Origin of the sequence: Opitutus sp. GAS368 (assembly GCF_900104925.1) — a bacterium.
In the GTDB taxonomy this organism is placed as follows: Bacteria; Verrucomicrobiota; Verrucomicrobiia; order Opitutales; family Opitutaceae; genus Lacunisphaera.
The window spans coordinates 3,741,549-3,759,623 of sequence record NZ_LT629735.1 but is presented as its reverse complement, the minus strand read 5'-3'; the positions used below and the strand labels follow the sequence as shown (position 1 = coordinate 3,759,623).

Annotated in this window: 16 protein-coding genes; 13 read left to right on the top strand and 3 right to left on the bottom strand. The window is 65.2% G+C overall.

Annotated features, from left to right (window positions below; all coding sequences use genetic code 11):
- Positions 1 to 78: 78 nt before the first annotated feature.
- On the bottom strand, positions 79 to 1,287 hold the full coding sequence (gene lpxK / locus BLU29_RS15935) for a tetraacyldisaccharide 4'-kinase (protein ID WP_091059990.1): 1,209 nt from the start codon (positions 1,285 to 1,287) through the stop codon (positions 79 to 81).
- A gap of 93 nt (positions 1,288 to 1,380) precedes the next feature.
- Between lpxK and BLU29_RS15930 the strand changes: the two genes are divergently transcribed.
- The 11 genes from BLU29_RS15930 to BLU29_RS15880 all read left to right on the top strand — a co-directional run bounded on the left by BLU29_RS15930 (position 1,381) and on the right by BLU29_RS15880 (position 12,212).
- Positions 1,381 to 2,463 carry an alanine--glyoxylate aminotransferase family protein gene (locus BLU29_RS15930; protein ID WP_091059988.1) on the top strand — a complete coding sequence of 361 codons (1,083 nt, stop codon included), beginning with the start codon at positions 1,381 to 1,383 and terminating at the stop codon, positions 2,461 to 2,463.
- Between the two features lie 154 nt (positions 2,464 to 2,617).
- The gene (locus BLU29_RS15925; RefSeq protein WP_091059986.1) at positions 2,618 to 5,440 is read left to right on the top strand and encodes a type IA DNA topoisomerase; all 2,823 of its coding nucleotides are present in this window, start codon (positions 2,618 to 2,620) and stop codon (positions 5,438 to 5,440) included.
- 170 nt (positions 5,441 to 5,610) lie between these two features.
- The gene (locus BLU29_RS15920; RefSeq protein ID WP_091059984.1) at positions 5,611 to 6,561 is read left to right on the top strand and encodes a ketose-bisphosphate aldolase; all 951 of its coding nucleotides are present in this window, start codon (positions 5,611 to 5,613) and stop codon (positions 6,559 to 6,561) included.
- A 63-nt stretch (positions 6,562 to 6,624) separates the two neighbouring features.
- Positions 6,625 to 7,143 carry a hypothetical protein gene (locus tag BLU29_RS15915; RefSeq protein ID WP_157693938.1) on the top strand — a complete coding sequence of 173 codons (519 nt, stop codon included), beginning with the start codon at positions 6,625 to 6,627 and terminating at the stop codon, positions 7,141 to 7,143.
- Positions 7,144 to 7,239: 96 nt separating this feature from the next.
- Positions 7,240 to 8,361 carry a C1 family peptidase gene (locus tag BLU29_RS15910; protein ID WP_157693937.1) on the top strand — a complete coding sequence of 374 codons (1,122 nt, stop codon included), beginning with the start codon at positions 7,240 to 7,242 and terminating at the stop codon, positions 8,359 to 8,361.
- Complete coding sequence (locus BLU29_RS15905) at positions 8,358 to 8,903, top strand: hypothetical protein (protein ID WP_091059980.1); 546 nt, start codon at positions 8,358 to 8,360, stop codon at positions 8,901 to 8,903. Before BLU29_RS15910 ends, BLU29_RS15905 begins: the two co-directional genes overlap by 4 nt.
- Positions 8,904 to 8,945: 42 nt before the next feature.
- Complete coding sequence (locus tag BLU29_RS15900) at positions 8,946 to 10,121, top strand: aminopeptidase (protein ID WP_091059978.1); 1,176 nt, start codon at positions 8,946 to 8,948, stop codon at positions 10,119 to 10,121.
- 24 nt (positions 10,122 to 10,145) lie between these two features.
- A complete protein-coding gene (locus BLU29_RS15895; protein ID WP_157693936.1) occupies positions 10,146 to 10,733 on the top strand; it encodes a sigma-70 family RNA polymerase sigma factor in 588 nt (195 codons plus the stop codon).
- A complete protein-coding gene (locus BLU29_RS15890; RefSeq protein ID WP_091059973.1) occupies positions 10,730 to 11,158 on the top strand; it encodes a hypothetical protein in 429 nt (142 codons plus the stop codon). The genes BLU29_RS15895 and BLU29_RS15890 overlap by 4 nt, the downstream gene beginning before the upstream one ends.
- 95 nt (positions 11,159 to 11,253) lie before the next feature.
- Positions 11,254 to 11,715, top strand: a complete 462-nt coding sequence (locus tag BLU29_RS15885; protein WP_091059971.1) for a hypothetical protein — start codon at positions 11,254 to 11,256, stop codon at positions 11,713 to 11,715.
- Between the two features lie 20 nt (positions 11,716 to 11,735).
- On the top strand, positions 11,736 to 12,212 hold the full coding sequence (locus tag BLU29_RS15880; RefSeq protein ID WP_091059968.1) for a zf-HC2 domain-containing protein: 477 nt from the start codon (positions 11,736 to 11,738) through the stop codon (positions 12,210 to 12,212).
- A 14-nt stretch (positions 12,213 to 12,226) separates the two neighbouring features.
- On the opposite strand, the gene menB is transcribed toward BLU29_RS15880, so the two are convergent.
- On the bottom strand, positions 12,227 to 13,060 hold the full coding sequence (gene menB / locus BLU29_RS15875) for a 1,4-dihydroxy-2-naphthoyl-CoA synthase (RefSeq protein WP_091061213.1): 834 nt from the start codon (positions 13,058 to 13,060) through the stop codon (positions 12,227 to 12,229).
- 142 nt (positions 13,061 to 13,202) lie between these two features.
- Here menB and BLU29_RS15870 point away from each other — a divergent pair, with 142 nt between their 5' ends.
- Both BLU29_RS15870 and BLU29_RS15865 read left to right on the top strand, forming a co-directional pair.
- Positions 13,203 to 15,098, top strand: coding sequence for a KUP/HAK/KT family potassium transporter (locus BLU29_RS15870; protein WP_091059965.1), 1,896 nt, complete (start codon positions 13,203 to 13,205; stop codon positions 15,096 to 15,098).
- Between the two features lie 46 nt (positions 15,099 to 15,144).
- Positions 15,145 to 16,233 carry an ATP-binding protein gene (locus BLU29_RS15865; RefSeq protein WP_172830285.1) on the top strand — a complete coding sequence of 363 codons (1,089 nt, stop codon included), beginning with the start codon at positions 15,145 to 15,147 and terminating at the stop codon, positions 16,231 to 16,233.
- On the opposite strand, the gene menD is transcribed toward BLU29_RS15865, so the two are convergent.
- On the bottom strand, positions 16,230 to 17,948 hold the full coding sequence (menD, locus tag BLU29_RS15860; protein ID WP_091059961.1) for a 2-succinyl-5-enolpyruvyl-6-hydroxy-3-cyclohexene-1-carboxylic-acid synthase: 1,719 nt from the start codon (positions 17,946 to 17,948) through the stop codon (positions 16,230 to 16,232). The genes BLU29_RS15865 and menD overlap by 4 nt on opposite strands.
- Between the last annotated feature and the right edge of the window lie 127 nt (positions 17,949 to 18,075).

Below are 18,075 nucleotides of genomic sequence, written 5' to 3'. Positions count from 1 at the left end.
GGGTGAATTCCGGGCAATCATAAAGGTAGGGCGAGTCGTCCCGACGAGCCGCGGCTCATCCGGAGGATTCGCCCTACCTCACACCGGCGGATTCGAGGCGATGGCGGGCTCGCCCCGCGGGAAGCAGATCTTGCCGACCGCCTCCTGGAAGTCCGCCGCCCCGCGCAAAATCTCGATCTCGAGCCGGAGGTAGTAGCAGGGCATGGGGAACTTCTCCCCCGCCTCGATGCGCACGGCGTCCTTCTCGGTCGTGACCATGATCTCGACGCCGGCCTCCTCCGCCTCGCTGAAGACGTCGCCCAGATCCTCGTGGGTGAAGCGGTAGTGGTCGAGGAACCGGCGCGTGTAGACGAGCTTGGCACCCGTTTCCCGCAGGAACGCCTCGAAGCTCTCCGGTGCCGCGATGCCGCTGAGCGCGCCGACCCGGCGGCCGGCCAGCGCCGTGAGCGGCAGCCGTTCGCCCGTATCGATGCGCTGGAGGTATTGCGGCTTGTGGGCGCACTCGATGATTTCCGCCGTCGGATTGAACTTCGCGATCATCGCCTCCAGCTCCTCGTCGCGCACGCCCTTCGACTTCGTGAGGAACACGTAGGAAGCGCGCTGCAGGTGCTTCACCGGCTCGCGCAGGATGCCGCGCGGCAACAGGAAGCCGTTGCCAAACGGGTTCGTCTTGTCGACCAGCAGCAGGTTGAGCCGGCCCTTCAGCGGCAGGTATTGGAAGCCGTCGTCGAGCACGAGCGTGTCGCAGCCGAATTCCTTGATGGCGAAGGCGCCGGCCTTCACGCGGTTCTTGTCCACGAGCACGACCACCCCGGGCAGGTTGCGCGCCAGCATGAACGGCTCGTCGCCGGCCACCTCGGAATCGAGCAGCACCTTCGCGCCGTCGCTGACGATGCGCGGCGGCGGCTCCGCGGTGTGGTTGAGCCAGAACCACCACTTCTGCCACAGCGGCGGGGCCTTGCTCTTGTAGCCGCGGGAAAGGATGGCGACCTTGCGGCCGCGGTCGCGCAGGGCCTTGGCGAACATTTCCACGACGGGCGTCTTGCCCGTGCCGCCGACGGTCAGGTTGCCGACCACTACCACGAGGCAGCCGAGCGGCTGGTCGCGCAGGATGCGGTTGCGGTAGAGCCAGAGCCGGAGCTGCACAATGCCGCTGAAGAGATACGAGCACAGCTGGAGGAACGCTCCGAACAGCGCCGCCAGCGTCCCCTCGCGCCGCCCCATGATGACATCGATCGCGAACTGCTCGAATTCATCGGCTTTATGACGGAACCAGCGGTTGGGCATGAGCAAATTGGCTTTGACGCGACGAAGGTGGCGGTTGTGAGTCAGTGCTAGCCATTGGTTTTGCCACATGCAACACCGGCTTCATCACCCGACATGAGCTACAAACTTTTCATTCCCGGCCCGATCGCCGTCTCGGAGAAAACCTTGCGCGCGATGGCGCAGCCCATGATCGGCCACCGCAGCACGGATTTCGTCGCGCTCTACCAGTCGCTCACGCCGCAGCTGCAGGCGGTTTTCTCCACCAAGGACCCGGTCTACCTCAGCACCAGCAGCGCCTGGGGCGTGATGGAGGGTTCGCTGCGGAATGTCGTGAAGAAAAAGGTGCTCTGCTGCATGAACGGCGCCTTCTCCGACAAGTGGCTCGACGTCGCCCAGCGCTGCGGCCTGGCCGCCGGCGCGCTCAAGGCCGAGTGGGGCCAGCCCGTCGACCCGGCCGCCTTGCGCGCCGCGCTCGCCACCGGCGAATACGACGCCGTCACGCTCATCCACAACGAGACCTCCTGCGGCTGCATGAGCGACCTGCCCGCGCTCATGGCGGTACTGCGCGACTTCCCGGACGTCACCAGCATCGTCGACACCATCAGCTCCTGCAGCGCTCTGCCGATCAAGAAGGATGAGCTCGGCATCGACGTCATGATCACCGGTTCGCAGAAGGCTTTCGCCATGCCGCCGGGCCTGTCGATCTTCTCGGTCTCCAAGCGCGCCCTCGCCAAGGCCGCCACCATCACCGGCCGCGGCTATTATTTCGACTTCCTCGAGTTCCAGAAGAACCACGAAGGCGGCATGACCCCGAGCACGCCGGTCATCCCGCTCATCTACGCGCTCAAGTCCAAGCTCGAGGACTTCGCCGCCGAGGGCCTGGAGAACCGCTACGCCCGCCACGTCCGCCTGAACCAGAAAGTCCGCGACTGGGCGTTCGCCAAGGGCTTCAAGCTGTTCCCGAAGGAAGGCTACGGCTCGGTCACGCTCAACTGCTTCGCCAACACGCTCAATGTCGATCTCGCCGCATTGAACAAACTCCTGAAGTCGAAGCATCACCTCGTGATCGACGGCGGCTACGGCAAACTCAAGGGCAAGACCTTCCGCATCTCGAACATGGGCGACGAGACTGACGAGACCATCGCCGCGCTGCTCAAGGCGCTCGATGCGTCGCTGGCGGAATTGGGCGTGAAGTAAGGGGCGCAATTCTTAGTTTTGTAGGCCGGGGTTTATCCCCGACACTCATCGTTTTTGTCGGGCCTAAAGCCCGGCCTGCACCAAGCCGAACCGCATTCACTTTAAAAGTATTGCTTGAAATTCTCCGGGGGCCGGCTAACGGCTCGTCCCCCGCATGAAGTGTCTCATCATTGCCGAGAAGCCCTCCGTCGCCGCCGATCTGGCGCGCGCGCTCGGCAAAATCCCGAAGAAGGGCGATCATTACGAGAACGACGAATACGTGATTTCGTCGGCGGTCGGCCATCTGGTCGGGCTCCAGATGCCGGAGGACATCGACAAGAAGAAATACGGTTTCTGGCGCCTCGAGACCCTGCCCATCATCCCGGAGGAATTCGAGCTGCAGCCCCTGCCCGAGGGCAAGGAGCGCTTCGGCCAGCTCAAGAAGCTGCTGGCCCGCAAGGACGTGACGACCGTCATCAATGCTTGCGACGCCGGCCGCGAGGGCGAGCTGATCTTCACCTATATATACCAGCTGACGAAGTGCAAAAAGCCCTTCCAGCGGCTCTGGATGTCCTCGATGACCAACGAGGGCATCAACGAGGCCTTCAAGCATCTCCGCAGCGCCGCGCAAATGCAGGGTCTGGCCGACGCCGCCCGCTGCCGCAGCGAGAGCGACTGGCTCATCGGCATCAACGGCACCCGCGCCCTGACCAAGCGCATGTTCGGCTCCCGCGCCGGCAACGTCGCCTCCGTCGGCCGCGTCCAGACCCCCACCCTCGCCATCGTCTACAACCGCGAGCTCGAGATCCGCAATTTCAAGCCGCGCGGCTACTGGCGCATCACCGCCAACTTCGGCATCACCAAGGGCAGCTACGAGGGCAGCTACCAGCGGCCGGATTTCAAGAAGAACGACGACGAGCACGACCGCATTGACCGCCTCTGGGTCAAGCAGACCGCCGAGGCCATCGTCGCCGCCTGCTCGGGCCAGCCGGTCGCCAGCGTCACCGAGGAAAAGAAAGGCAGCACCTCCGCCCCGCCGCGCCTCTATGACCTGACCACCCTGCAGCGCGAGGCCAACGGCCGCTTCGGTTTCCCGGCCAAGCGCACGCTCCAGATCGCCCAGGCCCTTTACGAGCGGCACAAGATGATCACCTACCCCCGCACCGACTCGCGCGCGCTGCCGGAGGATTACATCCCGCTCGTCCGCCAGACGCTCGGCAACCTGCACGGCGACCTCAAGCCGCACGCCGAGCGCGTGCTCGAGTCGGGCTGGGTCCAGCCGAACAAGCGCATCTTCAACAACGCGCAGGTCTCCGACCACTTCGCCATCATCCCGACCCAGCACGAGGCCAAGCACCTCGACGAGGCCGAGGCCAAGCTGTTCGACATGATCGCCCGGCGCTTCGTCGCCACGTTCCACCCGGTGGCGGAGTTCGACATCACGACCCGCATCAGCACGGTCGCCGGCCACGCCTTCAAGACCGAAGGCAAGGTGCTCACGGCGCCCGGCTGGCTCGCGGTTTACGGCAAGAACACCGTCGACGAGGACTCGCCCGATTCGAAGGCCCTGCCCGCGCTTTCCCCCCAGGACAAGGCCAAGGCCAGGACCCTCGACGCCACCTTGCACGAGGAAAGCACCCGTCCGCCACCGCGCTACACGGAAGCCACGCTGCTCTCCGCCATGGAAGGCGCCGGCAAGCTGGTGGACGACGAGGAACTCGCCGAGGCGATGAAGGAACGCGGCCTGGGCACGCCGGCCACGCGCGCCGACACCATCGAGGGCCTGGTGAACCAGAAGTATCTCGACCGCAACCAGCGCGAACTCGTCCCCTCGACCAAGGCCGAGCAGCTCTTCCAGTTCCTCGGCGCCGTCAAGGTCGACAACCTCACCAGCCCCGCCATGACCGGCGAGTGGGAGTTCCACCTCCGCGAGATGGAGCACAACAAGTATTCCCGCGAGAAGTTCATGGCCGAGATCGTCAAGGAGACGAAGGGCATCGTGGAGCGCGTGAAAGGCTTCGAGGAGGACGACTCCGTCGCCCGCGTAACCGACATCATTTCGCCGACCGACAACAAGCCGCTGAAGGAAACCCTCCGCGGCTACAAGTCGCAGGACGGCGCGCTGATGGTCTACAAGATCGTCGGCGGCCGCCGGCTGGAGGAATCCGAGGTCCGGACCCTGGTCGAGCAGCGCGCGGTCGGTCCGCTCGACGGCTTCATTTCCAACAAGACCCGCAACCGCTTCTCCGCCGTGCTCAAGCTGGAGGTGGTCGAGGAGACGAAGAAGGACAAGGCAACCAAGAAGGACGTCACCACCAGGAAATGGAAGACCGCCTTCGACTTCGGGGACAAGGTGGACATCGCCACGCTCACGCCCTTCTGGACCGACCCGAAGACCGGCGCCGAGATCTGCGAGAGCGGCAGCAGCTTCATCGTCCGCGAGAAAAAGCCCGACGGCACCTGGGAGCAGACCTTCCGCGTCGGCCGCATCATGTGCCAGAAGCAGATCCCGCCCGAGCAGGCCATCAAGCTCGTCGGCGAGGGCAAGACGGACCTGATCGAGAATTTCATCTCGAAGAAAGGCCGGCCCTTCAGCGCCTTCCTCAAGCGCGACGGCGGCAAGTTCTCCTGGGAGTTTCCGCCGCGCGCGCCGAAGCTCGACAAGGACGGCAACCCGGTCGTCCGCAAGGCGCGGGCCAAGGCCGACCTCTCCAAGGCCACCGTGCTCGGCGAAAGCAAATCGCCCGCGGGCCAGCTGGTGGAGCTCGGCGACGCCTACTATGTCCGCAAGCCCGACCAGGACAACCGCCAGGTCTTCAAGCTCTCCAAGAAGCTGTGCGAAATCGACATCCCGGTCGAGCAGGTGCGCAAGCTGCTGGAAGACGGCCGCTCCGACCTCATCGAAAATTTTGTCTCCAAGCGCGGCAACAAGTTCAGCGCCTACCTCGTGCTCTCGCAGAAGCAGGACAAGGCGGAGTTCGAATTCCCGCCGCGGTGATTCCCTGGAGGCGGGACTATCAGTCCCGCGAATCTGGAGCAGCGAAACTGATATCCCGCGGGACTGATAGTCCCGCCCCTCCAGAAGATGCCCCCTATGACACCCCTGCCCAACAATAGGCTTGTGGCAGCTTTCCTGCCGGCGCTAAGTGTTCCCTCCCTCCATCTCCCATGATCGTCACCACTGCGCAGCTCTTCAAACACGCCTACGGGAAATACGCCGTCGGGGCCTACAACATCAACAATGCCGAGCAGGCCATGGGCTTGTTCAAGGGCGCCATCGCGTCGAAGGCTCCCTTCATCATCCAGATTTCCAAGGGCGCGCGCAAATACACCGACAAACGCATGCTCGAGGCCATCATCCGCGCGGCCAGCGAGATCTTCCCCGAGGCCATCTTTGCGGTGCACCTCGACCACGGCGATGAGGAGACCTGCTACGATTGCATCAATTCCGGCTTCTTCAGCTCCGTGATGATCGATGCCTCCCACGACCCGTTCGCCAGGAACGTCGAGATCACCAAGCGGGTCGTCGACAAGGCGCACGCCAAGGGCATCTCCGTCGAAGCCGAGCTCGGCATGCTCGGCGGCGTCGAGGAGGACATCAAGGTCGATGAAGGGCATGCGATGCTCACCAATCCGGACGAGGCCAAGGACTTCGTCACCCAGACCGGTTGCGACTCTCTCGCCTGCGCCATCGGCACCTCGCACGGCGCCTTCAAGTTCAAGGGCAAGCAGTCGCTCCACTTCGACGTGCTCACCAAGATCAAGGCCCTCCTGCCCGGCTTCCCGCTGGTCATGCACGGCTCGTCCTCCGTCCCGCAGGACGAGGTCGCCCGCATCAACGCCGCCGGCGGTCAGATCGCCGGCTCGATGGGCGTCGACGTGAACGAATACCTTCCCGCCGCCAAGCTCGGCGTCACCAAAATCAACATCGACACCGACGGCCGCCTCGTCTGGACCCGCGTCCACCGCGAGTTCTTCCGCGACAATCCCAAGGAATTCGACTTCCGCCCGCCGGGCAAGATCTTCATCGAGGAATACGCGAAGTTCATCGCCAGCCGCAACGTCCTGCTCGGTTCCGCCAACCAGCTGGATGCCCTGCGCCAGAGCCTGGGCAAGTAGGCCGCCGGCTCCGCCCGGTCTCCGGGCTTGGCAAGCATCCCCCCGTGTGATTGCTTTCCGCCCATGAAACGCAACCGGCATTGGGTCGGATTGATTTGCACGCTCGGGCTGCTGTGGGCCGGACCCATCCGCGCCGAGATTATTGTCGACAACCCCGGGCGGTTTACCGTGGACCTTCCGTCCCCGGTCAAACGCTCCGACTCGACCACCGAGTCCAAGCTCGGGAAAACCGTCCTGCACATGCTGACGCATGAGTCGGCGGATGGCGCCCAGGCCTGCATCCTGAGTTACAACGATTACGACCCCGCCCAGAAGCTGGATCTGGCGAAAAGTTATGAGGGCATCATCCAGAACGTGGTGAGCAGCATGAACGGCGTCATCCGCTCCAAGGTGGAACACAAGCTGGGCGATGTATCGGGCTGGGAATACATCCTGGACAACTCGAAGGACAAACTCAGCGCCCGGGTGCGCTGCTACCTGGTCGACCACCGGCTTTACCAGATCATGTATCTATCCTCGTCGGGCACCGAGAGCAGCCCGGAAGCCCTCCACTTCCTCGATTCGTTCCACCTCCTGCGCTAGCGTGGTTCTGCTCTTCCGTTCCGGGCCGCATATTTCCCGCACGGTCGTCCCACTCTTGCGCGCCCGGGCCGGTTGCCCAACGTGAATCTGTCCCGCATGCCCTGCTTAAACCGATTTGTCCCGCTGTATCTGGCCGGTGCCTTCCTGCTGACCATCTTGGACAGTCTTGCGGCCGACGAGATCCTCGCCCCAGGCACGCGGCTCGGCGACCTGCCAGTCGGCAACACGACCTACCATCAGGTCGTCATCCGTTCAGTCAACGCCCGCACGCTCGTCATCACCCACACCGGCGGCATGGTGTCCATCGGGCTGCGCGATCTCGCGCCCGAGTGGCAGGCGCGGTTTCACTACAATCCCTCCGCCGCGGCGCCGGAGGAGACCGCGGCACCCTCCAAGCCGGCGGTCGTGGCCCATGCCACGGCGAAAAAGTCTTCTTCCCGTTTCGAATGGCTCCTGCAGCAATTCGGGCATCCGACGGAACCGCAGACCGAGGTCGATTTGCGGCCAAAATTCCTGCAGCTCGACCTGGGGGTGAAAGACCAGGGTCATCGCCCGAGCTGCGCGATTTTCGCCGTGGTCAGCGCGCTGGAGTTCCAAAACGCCGAGCTTACCGGCCGCGTGGACCGGTTCTCGGAGGAATACCTTATCTGGGCCGCGCGGCAGACCGTGCAGCACATCCCGCCGCCCAGCGGCACGACCGGAGGCGAGGCGGCCGAGGACGCCGATGAAGGTTTCGCCCTGAGCGAAGTCGTCGAGGCGCTGCGCGCCTACGGCATACCCCTGCAAACCACCATGCCGAACAAGTTCGGCTCGAAGATCAACGCCATCGAGAACCCGCCGCCCGCCGTGATCGAGGAAGCGAAACGTCACCAGCGCGTCTTCGTGCACCGCCTGCCAGGCCGCGATTCCGCGACACTCATCAACAACCTCGTCCAGGCCTTGAACGCCGGCGTGCCGATCCCGGTCGGCATGGCCTGGCCCAATTACCGGTCCATCCGCACCGGTTACCTGAGCGGCCAGAAGCCCCAGTCGGGCGGCGGCCATGCCGTCACCATCGTCGGCTACAAATGCCCGACGGGACGGATCGAGGACGCGGTGTTTCTCTTCAAGAATTCCTGGGGGCCGCAGTGGGGCCAGGGCGGTTACGGCACGGTGACCTACGGCTATCTGCGAAATTACCTGAACGACGCCATCCTGCTGGAAGTGCAATCCGGATGAGCCTGCACCTCGTCTTCCTGCACGGCCCGGTGGCCGCCGGCAAATATACGGTGGCCGGGGAGCTCGCTGCGCTCACCGGCTTCGAGCTCTACCACAACCACCTGGTGGTGGACGAGGTGCTCCGGCAGCACCCGTTCGGCACACCGGAATTCGTGGCGCGGCGCGACCGGCTCTGGCGGGACTTCTTCGCGCAGTTCCCCCGGCCGGACCGGGCGCGCCTCATCTTCACCTTCAATCCCGAGAACACCGTCCCGCAGGCGTTCATCGACTGGCTGTTCACCGAACTGCCGTGCCGCGGGGTGCAGCTGCTGTCCATCGGCCTGACGGCGAGTGAAACCGCCATTGAGGAGCGGATCGGCTCGAAGCAACGCCGGCGGTTCAAGAAGCTCACCGACGTCGCCCTCTACCGGCGGCTGCGCGACCGCGGCACCTTTGCCTCGCCGCTCATCCCGCGCACCGACCTGCTCATCGACACCGGAACCGCCCCTCCCGGTGCAGCCGCCCGGCAGATCGCCGCACATTTCCAACTCACCGGGCCGTGATTCGCCCTTCCGTGATTTCGCGATTTCTGTCTCAGTCTCGGCATGCTGCCTGATTTTGAGCCGCGCCTGCATGCCTTCGCCGAGGTCATTGTGCGGGTGGGCCTAAACCTCCAGCGCGGCCAGCGCCTGCTCATTGCCGAGCCCTACGAACTGCAGGGCGTGGCGCGCAGCACGGAGGTGATTGTCGAAACCGTGATCAAGACGGCCGCCGCCGATGCCGAGGTGATCTGGGGCGATGGCCCGCGGCTGCGCGAATTTGCCGAGAAGGCCGACTGGCGCGGCTTCGCGCAGCTGGCCGGCAACAATGCGCGGCGCCTGGCGGACGGTGTGCGGCGGGGCGACGCCCTGCTCTTCCTCCAAAGCAGCCAACCGCGGCTGCTCGACGGCCTGCCGGCCGGGCGCGTCGCCGAGTTGCGCCGCATCGGCTGGGAACACTTCGGGCCGGTCGCCCAGCAGCTGGTGCAGGGTGCGACCAACTGGACTGTCGCCCCTGCCCCAAGCCCGGCCTGGGCCCAGGCGGTTTATGCGGACTTGCCGTCGGAGCAGCGGCTCGCGGCGCTCTGGCAGGAGGTCTTCACCGCAACCCGGGTGAACGAACCGGCTCCGTTCGCCGCCTGGCAGGTTCATTTGCGCCTGCTCCGCCAGCGCCGCGACGCGCTGAACGCACGGCAATTGACGTCATTGCGCTACAAGGGCGAAGGCACCGACCTCACGGTCACGCTGCCCCCCGGACACATCTGGCGAACCGCCCAGCTCACCACCCAATCCGGCACATCATTCGTCGCGAACCTGCCCACCGAAGAGGTCTTCACGGCCCCGCACCGGGACTCCGCCGAAGGCACGGTGCGCATTTCGCGCCCGATCAGTTACGGTGGAGCCGTGATCAGCGGCATCGAACTTGAGTTCAAACGCGGCCGGGTCACGGCCGCGCAGGCCCGCACCGGGGCGGACCTGTTGAAGCAGCTGCTTGATACTGACGAAGGCGCCCGCCGGCTGGGCGAAGTCGCCATTGTCGCCGAGGATACCTCGCTCGCCCGGGCGGGCCGGCTTTTCTACCACCCGCTGTTGGACGAAAACGCCCAGAGCCACGTCGCGCTCGGCGACGGTTATGGATTCTGCCTGCGCCGGCCCGATCCCACCGTGCTCAACCGCAGCCTCATCCATGTGGACCTGCCGTTCGACGCCAGCCTCATCCTGCCCGGGACGGAACCGTCCTGACCATTCACCTGTCTGTCCGCCCCCGTGCCCAACACGCAGCCGCCCCAGCCCGATCCCGATCCCGAGTTGCTGCGGCGCGCGCAAACGGGCGACGAGCCGGCCTTCGGCGTCATCATGCGCAGCCACTATGAACGGACCTTTCGCCTCGTCTACGCCATCGTCCGCCACGATGCGGACGCGCGGGACGTCTGTCAGGAAATCTGGCTTACCGTCTGGCGCGAACTGCCGAAATTCCGCGGCGAAGCCCGCTTCAGCACCTGGCTGCATCCCATCGCCACCCGGCGGGCACTCGACCATCTGCGCAAGCGGCGCCGCTGGTTTGACCGTTTCCTGCCGTTCGATCTCGGCGACGAAACTGCGGAGGCCGCCCCCGAGCCCGCGACAACCGATGACGCCGGCAAACAGGCGGAAAGCCGCGAGCGCCAGGCCGTGCTCCAAGCCGCCATCGAGGCCCTGCCGCCGAAGCTGCGCGCCGTGCTTGCCTTGCGCGAGGTCGAGGGCCTTTCTTACGAGGAGATCGCCCAAGCCACCTCCATCCCGACCGGCACGGTCATGTCCCGACTTTATCACGCGCGCCGCTTGCTGGCGCAAAAACCAGGAGCCAAACCATGAAGACCATCCGCCTCATTCTCATGCTCGCCAGTCTTGCCGGACTGTTCTCCGTCGCTCGCTCGGCCGAATCGGTCGCCGTGCGCGGCATCCTCATTTCCGCGTCCAATGAAAGCGGCGAATCCGATCGCCGCCTCGCCGCCTATGAGCCAAACCTCCGGCGCATCCTGCGTTTTGAAAGTTTCCGGTTTCTCGGCGAGGATTCCGTCTCCTTGGCTGTGCCGGCAAAGGGCGCCCTGTCTTTGGGCGAAGGCCAGCAGGTGGAACTCGCGACTGCGAGTTCTGATGGGAAAACCGTGTTGCTCAAGGTGCGTTGGGGTTCAGTCCGGCACGAGTATGTGCTGCAGCGCGGCGGCATCACCGTGCTCGGCGGCTCCTCCACCGGCAAAAAGGGAGAAGTTTACGCCGTGATATTAGTCGGCAAATAAAGCTGACGACCAATAACTTACGATTTCTCTCACAACGATTGAATAAACGCCCGGTGAGTTTCGTCCCAAGGAATGAACCCAACCTTGGAGGACTTATGAAAACCAAAATCACCGCTCTCGCTCTCATCGCCGTTACCGCTCTCTCCCTCGCGCCCAAGCCGGCCCAAGCCAGTGACAAGGGTCTCGCCGTTTTCGGCGGGCTCATCGGTGGACTCATCATCGGCGCCGCCCTCAACGAAAACAACCACTACGACGGCTATCCGGCCCGCTCCACGACCGTGATCGTCAACGACCGCGACGATCGTTGCGCCGATGGCTATTGGAAGGAAGTCAGCGTGAAAGTCTGGGTACCCGGCTGCTGGATCATCGAACGCAGCTACTCTGGCTGCGAGTTCCGCCGCTATGTTGACGGCCACTACGCCTACCGCACCGACCGAGTCTGGGTCGCCTACGAACGCGATGTCCGCTACGAACGCCACGACCGCTATGATCGTGATGACCGCCGCGACCGTTATGACCGCGACGACCGGCGCATGGGCTACGGCCGGGGCCGCTGAACTTTGCCGGGACCTGTGTCATGAACTGCCGCGACATCGAATCCCTGATTCTCGCCGAACGGGACGGCGTGCTGCCCCCGGCGCAGCACGCCACCCTCTCGGTGCATGTCGCCGCCTGTCCTGCTTGCCAGCAATTGCGCGCCAACCTTGGGGAAGCCGCGGCTTTTCTGAAAACTGACGCCGCCAATGTCGCCGTGCCCGATGTCGACACAGAATGGCGTACCCTGCGGGCCCAGCTGTCCGGTGCAGCCGCCAAACCCACCCGGAAACGGCCGTTGGCCCCGATCATCTGGTTCAGCGCACCGTTCGCCGCCGCGGCCGCCCTGGCCATTGCCTTCTTTGTGAATCGGCCGGCTGCGCCGCAGTCCGGGCCCGCCCAAGTCGCTGAACATGCCGACGCCTCCGGCGCCACCGCTTCCACCATCGCCTACGTCGACAAGGACAGCGGTTGGCTGGTCGTGTGGTCGACGGATGCTGCTACGAAGGGCAGCGGCTGATCAGCCAGCCGCACTTACGGTAGCCACGGGAATTGCCCGGCCTTCGGCTTCCGTTTTTCCTGCTGGGCCGTCATGAACTCCTTCGCCTCCTCGGTCATGTAGTAAAGCATGGTGGCGTTGCCCGCGAGTTCCTGGATGCCGCTCTGGCCGTCGAGTTCGGCGTTGAACGCGGCCTTGAGACACCGGATGGCCAGCGGGCTGCGCTGCAGGATTTCCTGCGCCCACGCCACACCCTCGGCCTCGAGGTCCTGCACTGGCACAACCTTGTTCACGAGACCCATCTCGAGCGCCTCGGTCGCGTTGTATTGGCGGCAGAGGAACCAGATTTCCCGGGCTTTCTTCTGGCCGACCATGCGCGCCAGGTAACTGGAACCAAAGCCGCCGTCGAAGCTGCCCATCTTGGGACCGACCTGGCCGAAAATGGCGTTCTCGGCCGCGATGGTGAGGTCGCACATGACATGCAACACGTGGCCGCCGCCGATCGCGTAGCCGGCGACAAGCGCAATCACGACCTTGGGCATCGAGCGGATGAGCTTCTGCACCTCGAGCACATTGAGGCGTGGCACGCCTTTGCCGTCGATGTAACCGCCGTGGCCGCGCACGGATTGGTCGCCGCCGGCGCAAAACGCATACTTGCCGTCCTTGGCCGGACCGGCGCCGGTCAGGAAAACCACGCCGATCGTCTGGTCCTCGCGAGCGTCGAGCAGCGCCTCGTGCATCTCGGCCACGGTTTGCGGGCGGAAGGCGTTGCGTTTGTCGGGCCGGTTGATCGTGATCCGGGCCATGCCGGCTGCCTTGTGGTAAAGAATATCGTCGTATTTCTTGGCGGTTTTCCACGCGATGGACATGCCGACAGGCTGCGCCAAAAGCCTTGGGCGGCAACCGTTTTTGCGGGCCGCGTCCTTTTTACCAAAAGAGGTCAAGCAATATGCCTGCCCCGCCTGAAACTGCTGGCTCAGCCGGCCCCCCGGCCCAACATTCTCCCACTTTATGCAAGTCACGGGCACAGCAGGAAAAGCCACCGCGACCGCCGGCCTGACGCTCGGCGCCCTCGGCGTCGTTTTCGGCGACATCGGCACCAGCCCCCTTTACGCATTGCGCGAATGCCTGAATTATTTGCCCTCGGTCGAGCGTTCGGCCGGCGTGCTGGGCGCGTTGTCCTTGGTTTTCTGGGCCATGCTCCTGGTCGTGGTGGGGAAATACCTGGTCTTTGTCACCCGGGCCGACAATCGCGGCGAAGGCGGAATCTTTGCCCTGCTGGCCTTGAGCCACGGCGACCGGACCCGGACCGCCCAAGGCATCGGCACGATGACGCTGCTCATCCTGTTTGGCGCCGCCCTGCTCTATGGTGACGGCATCATCACACCGGCCATCTCGGTGCTGGGCGCCGTGGAAGGCCTGAACACCTTCGACCCCAGCTTCGCCCACAAGGTGCCTTTCATCTCGGCGGTGGTCTTGGCCGGGCTTTTCGCGTTCCAGTTCAAGGGCACCAAGGCCATCGGCGGCATCTTCGGGCCCACGATGCTCGTCTGGTTTCTCGTCATCGGCGGATTGGGTGCATGGCACATCAAGGATGCGCCTCAAGTCGTCGAAGCCCTCAATCCTCTGTTCGGTCTGCGCTTGCTGGCCGATCACCCGGGCCAGGCAACGGCACTGCTCGGCTCGGTCGTGCTCGCCATCACCGGCGCCGAGGCGCTCTACGCCGACATGGGCCACTTCGGCCGGAAGCACATTGCCCGGGCCTGGTATTTCTGTGCGTGGCCCGCGCTCATCCTGAACTACTTTGGCCAGGGCGCCCGGGTGCTCGCCCATCCGGGTGACACCACCTCGCACACTTTCTTTGCGCTCGTGCCCGAAGGGGCGCCCCGGCTGGCGTTGACCCTGCTCTCGATCGTGGCCGCCATCATCGCCAGCCAGGCGATGATCACCGGCACCTATTCGCTCACCCGCCAGGCGATCCAACTCGGCTATTTCCCGCGCCTGAAGATCACCTACACCAACCCCGACCAGTCCGGCCAGATTTACCTGCCCCTGGTCAACGGCCTGCTGGCCTTCGGTTCGATCTATGTCGTGCTGACCTTCGGCTCCAGCGACCGGCTCGCCGCCGCCTACGGTATCGCCGTCACCGGCACCATGGTGGTCACGACCCTCGCGTTCTACACGGTGCTGCGCAAGCACTGGCGCTGGCCGGCGTGGACCGCCGCGCTGCTCTGCGGGTCGTTCCTGCTCGTGGACGTGCCCCTCTTCGCCTCGAACATCCACAAGTTCACCGACGGCGGCTGGTTCCCCATCTTCGTCGCCCTCGGCATCATCGCGATCATGCACACGTGGAAGAGAGGCAAGGACGAGATCTTCCGTCGCATTTACGCCAACGAGATCACGGAGGACGAGCTCTCCAGCGTGGCCAGTTCGGACCGCATCGCCCGCGTGCGCGGCACCGCGGTGTTCATGGCGGGCAACCCGACCGGCACGCCTCTGGTGTTGCTCCACCACGTCAAGGCCAACAAGGTGCTGCACGAGACCGTCGTCCTGCTCAGCGTCGTGACCGACGAGGTGCCGGCTGTGCCCGCGGACGAGCGGCTGGAGGTGCGTGAGATCGGCTCCGGCAACGGGGTCTGGCGCGCCATCGCCCGCTACGGCTACATGGAATCGCCGGACGTCGAACACCTCATGGAACAGGTGCGCGCGGCCGGCGTGCCAGTGAAGCTCAACGAGGCCACCTACTATTTCAACCGCGAGATGATCATCACCGACGGCGATACGAAGATGTGGCAGTGGCAGAAACGCCTCTATGCGCTGCTCAGCCGCAACGCCCGCCCCGTGCGCGACTACTACCGCCTGCCGCCAATGCAGATCATCGAGGTCGGCCTGCCCATCCAGCTCTAGCAGCTTGCCCATCGCGCCGCGGCCTGCCTTGCTGTGTCCCATTGCCATGGATGTCCGCTCGCATCGCTTCATCAGCCATTTCCCGGCCGCGCAGGGAGCCCTGCTCGCCAAGGAAGTGCGCCACGTCCGTTTTCCGCACCAGGCCGTCATCTTCCAGGAGGACAGTCCCTCCAACTGTATTTATCTCGTGCTCAGCGGCCGCGTCGCGCTGACCAAGCTCGCTCCCGGCGGCGCCAGCCAGGTCATCGCTTACAAGGGCCCGGATGACTACTTCGGCGAGCTCGGCGTCCTGGATGGCTCCGCCCGCAGCACCGCCGCCGTCGCCGATGGCCCCGTCCAGCTCGGACGGATCGCGCAGAAGCCATTCCTGCGCCTGCTTTCCCAAACTTCCTGGCACACCGTCCTGCGCCTCTTCAGCCATGTCAGTGAAAACCTGCGCGCGACCAACGAACGCTATGTCACCGAGGTGGTGCGCAAGGAAAAGATCACCCTGATTGGCGAGATGGCCAACAGCATGGTCCATGATTTCCGCGGGCCGTTCTCCACCATCAAGCTCGCCACCGAGCTGCTGGCCAAGCGCGATCGCAAGCCGGAGACCCAGGAACTCTGCGCCATGATCCTCCGCCAGGTCGCCCGCCTGGGCGGCATGGTCGAGGAGGTGCTCGACTTCGCCCGCGGCGAGACCCGCCTGCGCCTCCGCGTCACGCGACTCGCGGACGTTTTCTCCCACCTGCAGGAAATCAATGTCGCCCCGCTCGGCCGGGCCGGGTTGAAGCTCCAGGTCAAGCCCACCGCGCTCGAGCTGCCGCTCGACGCCGACCGGGTCCTGCGCGTCCTCCAGAACCTCGTCAACAATGCCCGCGAGGCGATTGGCCCGCGCCCGGGCGGCCGCATCACCGTGGCCGCGCGCAGACTCAGGCACCAGTGCCACATCACCGTCACCGACAACGGGCCGGGCGTGCCGCGGGAGATCCGCTCCACCCTTTTCGAGCCCTTTGTCAGTCATGGCAAGACCGGCGGGACCGGCCTTGGCCTCGCGATCGCCAAGGCGGTCATCGAGGCCCACCACGGCGCGATCGATTTCACCAGCACAAGGGCCGGCACGACCTTCAACATCCACCTGCCCCTGCCCTAGCCGGCCAGCTGCGCGAAGATCCGCCGCCGCGTGGCCGCATCACGCTTCCGATCAGTCCGGACCTCGAGCACGCGCACCCCGCGGGCCGGCCGCCTCGCCAGCAGTTGCGCGAAATGCTTCCAGTCCCGCACGGCGCTGTGGCTGCAGCCATAGGCCGCGCAAAGCTTCCGGAAATCAGCCTGCTGGGGCGTGGCGAAGAACTCCTCGAACGGCGGGTTGAACTGGGCGACGGGCAGGTGCCCGAAAATTCCGCCCCCGTCGTTGTTGATGAGCACGACCGTCAGGCTGCCCTTGAACTTGGGCCCGGTGAGAAACCCGTTCGTGTCATGCAGCAGCGCCAGGTCGCCGGTCAGCAGCACCGCCGGCCTGTTGCCGTGCGCGAGCCCGAGCGCGGTGGAGAGCGTGCCGTCGATGCCGTTGGCCCCGCGGTTGCAATGCACGGTCAAACCGCGGTTGTTGGCCGGGCAGAAATACTCGAGATCGCGCACCGGCATGCTGTTCGCCACGAACAGCGGCGTGCCCTTGGGCAGCAGGCCGGGGAGCAACCCACTCGCCCGCCCTTCGAAGAGTCCCTCCGTCGCGGCCAGCTCGCGGGCCAAACCGCGGGCCAGACGCCGGTCGGTTTTCAGCCAGGCGTCCAGCCAGCCGCGCGGCTTGCGCCCGGGCCGGATGGCGGCCGCCAGTGACTCGACCGAGGCCCGGACCAGCGTTGTGCGGCTGTGGAGCGCATCGGGATTCTGGCCGTCCCTCCGCACAAGGGTGACTTCCGCGTCGCCCGCCTGCAGCCATTGCCGCAGCGCCTTGCTGGTCGGCCAGTCGTGCAGGCAAAGCACACGGTCCGGGCGCAGTTGCCCCGCCAGCGCTTCCGAGCGCGCGATGCAATCGTAGGTCGTCACCAAACCCGGCACGAGGCGCGCGTGGTGCCGGAGCGGCGACAGGGCGTCGGCCAGCACTGGCCAGCCGAGCTTGCGCGCCAGTTTCCCGACCGTGCGGGCATACGCGGCCGGATTGCCCGTGCGCACTTGCCCGGCGACGATGACACCGCGGCCGCCCAAACGGATCGACTCAGTCAGGCGCGATTCCTGCTTCCGCCGGGGCTTGAGTGCGACGAAGAATTTCTGCTCATCGAGTTCGTCGCGCAGTCCGCCGGTCTGGCCGTCCTCGATCGGCGGCAACGGGTCGCGAAACGGGGCATTCAAGTGCACCGGACCGGAAGACGGCCACTGGGTCCGCTCCCAGGCGTGCGCCGTGGTCTGCCGCAGATAGCGCAGCATGGGTAGGGACGCCTGCGGCACGGCGAATTCGTGGTAGAAGTTCACGTGGCTGCCGTAGAGCTTCTGCTGGTCGATCGTCTGACCCGAGCGGCACTCGCGCATCTCGGGCGGACGGTCGGCGGTGAGGACGAGCAGCGGCACGCCGCTCTCCTGCGCCTCGATGACCGCCGGAAAATAATTGGCCCCCGCCGTGCCGCTGGTGCACAGCAGCGCCACCGGACGCTGATGCTGCCGGGCGAGTCCCAGCGCGAAGAACGCCGCGGAACGCTCATCGAGCACCGGGATCGCCTCGATGCCCGGATGCCGGGCAAACGCCATGGTCAGCGGCGTCGAGCGCGAGCCGGGCGAGATCACCACCTCGCGCAAGCCCAGCCGGTGCAGCGTCTCGACCAGCACGCTGCCCCAGAGGCTGTTCGGGTTGCGGTAATCGAGAGCGTGCATGACCAAGACAGGGAAACCACTAATGGACACTAATGAACACTAATTTCTGGAAGGAATCCCATCCGAGCACCCTCTTCTCATTCTCCACTTCGCGTCCATTCATGTTCATTCGTGGTTTTTGAATCGG

Coding starts and splice junctions, on each gene's coding strand:
- lpxK (WP_091059990.1), bottom strand. CDS start 1,287: ATGCCCAACCGCTGGTTCCGTCATAAAGCCGATGAATTCGAGCAGTTC.
- BLU29_RS15930 (WP_091059988.1), top strand. CDS start 1,381: ATGAGCTACAAACTTTTCATTCCCGGCCCGATCGCCGTCTCGGAGAAA.
- BLU29_RS15925 (WP_091059986.1), top strand. CDS start 2,618: ATGAAGTGTCTCATCATTGCCGAGAAGCCCTCCGTCGCCGCCGATCTG.
- BLU29_RS15920 (WP_091059984.1), top strand. CDS start 5,611: ATGATCGTCACCACTGCGCAGCTCTTCAAACACGCCTACGGGAAATAC.
- BLU29_RS15915 (WP_157693938.1), top strand. CDS start 6,625: ATGAAACGCAACCGGCATTGGGTCGGATTGATTTGCACGCTCGGGCTG.
- BLU29_RS15910 (WP_157693937.1), top strand. CDS start 7,240: ATGCCCTGCTTAAACCGATTTGTCCCGCTGTATCTGGCCGGTGCCTTC.
- BLU29_RS15905 (WP_091059980.1), top strand. CDS start 8,358: ATGAGCCTGCACCTCGTCTTCCTGCACGGCCCGGTGGCCGCCGGCAAA.
- BLU29_RS15900 (WP_091059978.1), top strand. CDS start 8,946: ATGCTGCCTGATTTTGAGCCGCGCCTGCATGCCTTCGCCGAGGTCATT.
- BLU29_RS15890 (WP_091059973.1), top strand. CDS start 10,730: ATGAAGACCATCCGCCTCATTCTCATGCTCGCCAGTCTTGCCGGACTG.
- BLU29_RS15885 (WP_091059971.1), top strand. CDS start 11,254: ATGAAAACCAAAATCACCGCTCTCGCTCTCATCGCCGTTACCGCTCTC.
- BLU29_RS15880 (WP_091059968.1), top strand. CDS start 11,736: ATGAACTGCCGCGACATCGAATCCCTGATTCTCGCCGAACGGGACGGC.
- menB (WP_091061213.1), bottom strand. CDS start 13,060: ATGTCCATCGCGTGGAAAACCGCCAAGAAATACGACGATATTCTTTAC.
- BLU29_RS15870 (WP_091059965.1), top strand. CDS start 13,203: ATGCAAGTCACGGGCACAGCAGGAAAAGCCACCGCGACCGCCGGCCTG.
- BLU29_RS15865 (WP_172830285.1), top strand. CDS start 15,145: ATGGATGTCCGCTCGCATCGCTTCATCAGCCATTTCCCGGCCGCGCAG.
- menD (WP_091059961.1), bottom strand. CDS start 17,948: ATGCACGCTCTCGATTACCGCAACCCGAACAGCCTCTGGGGCAGCGTG.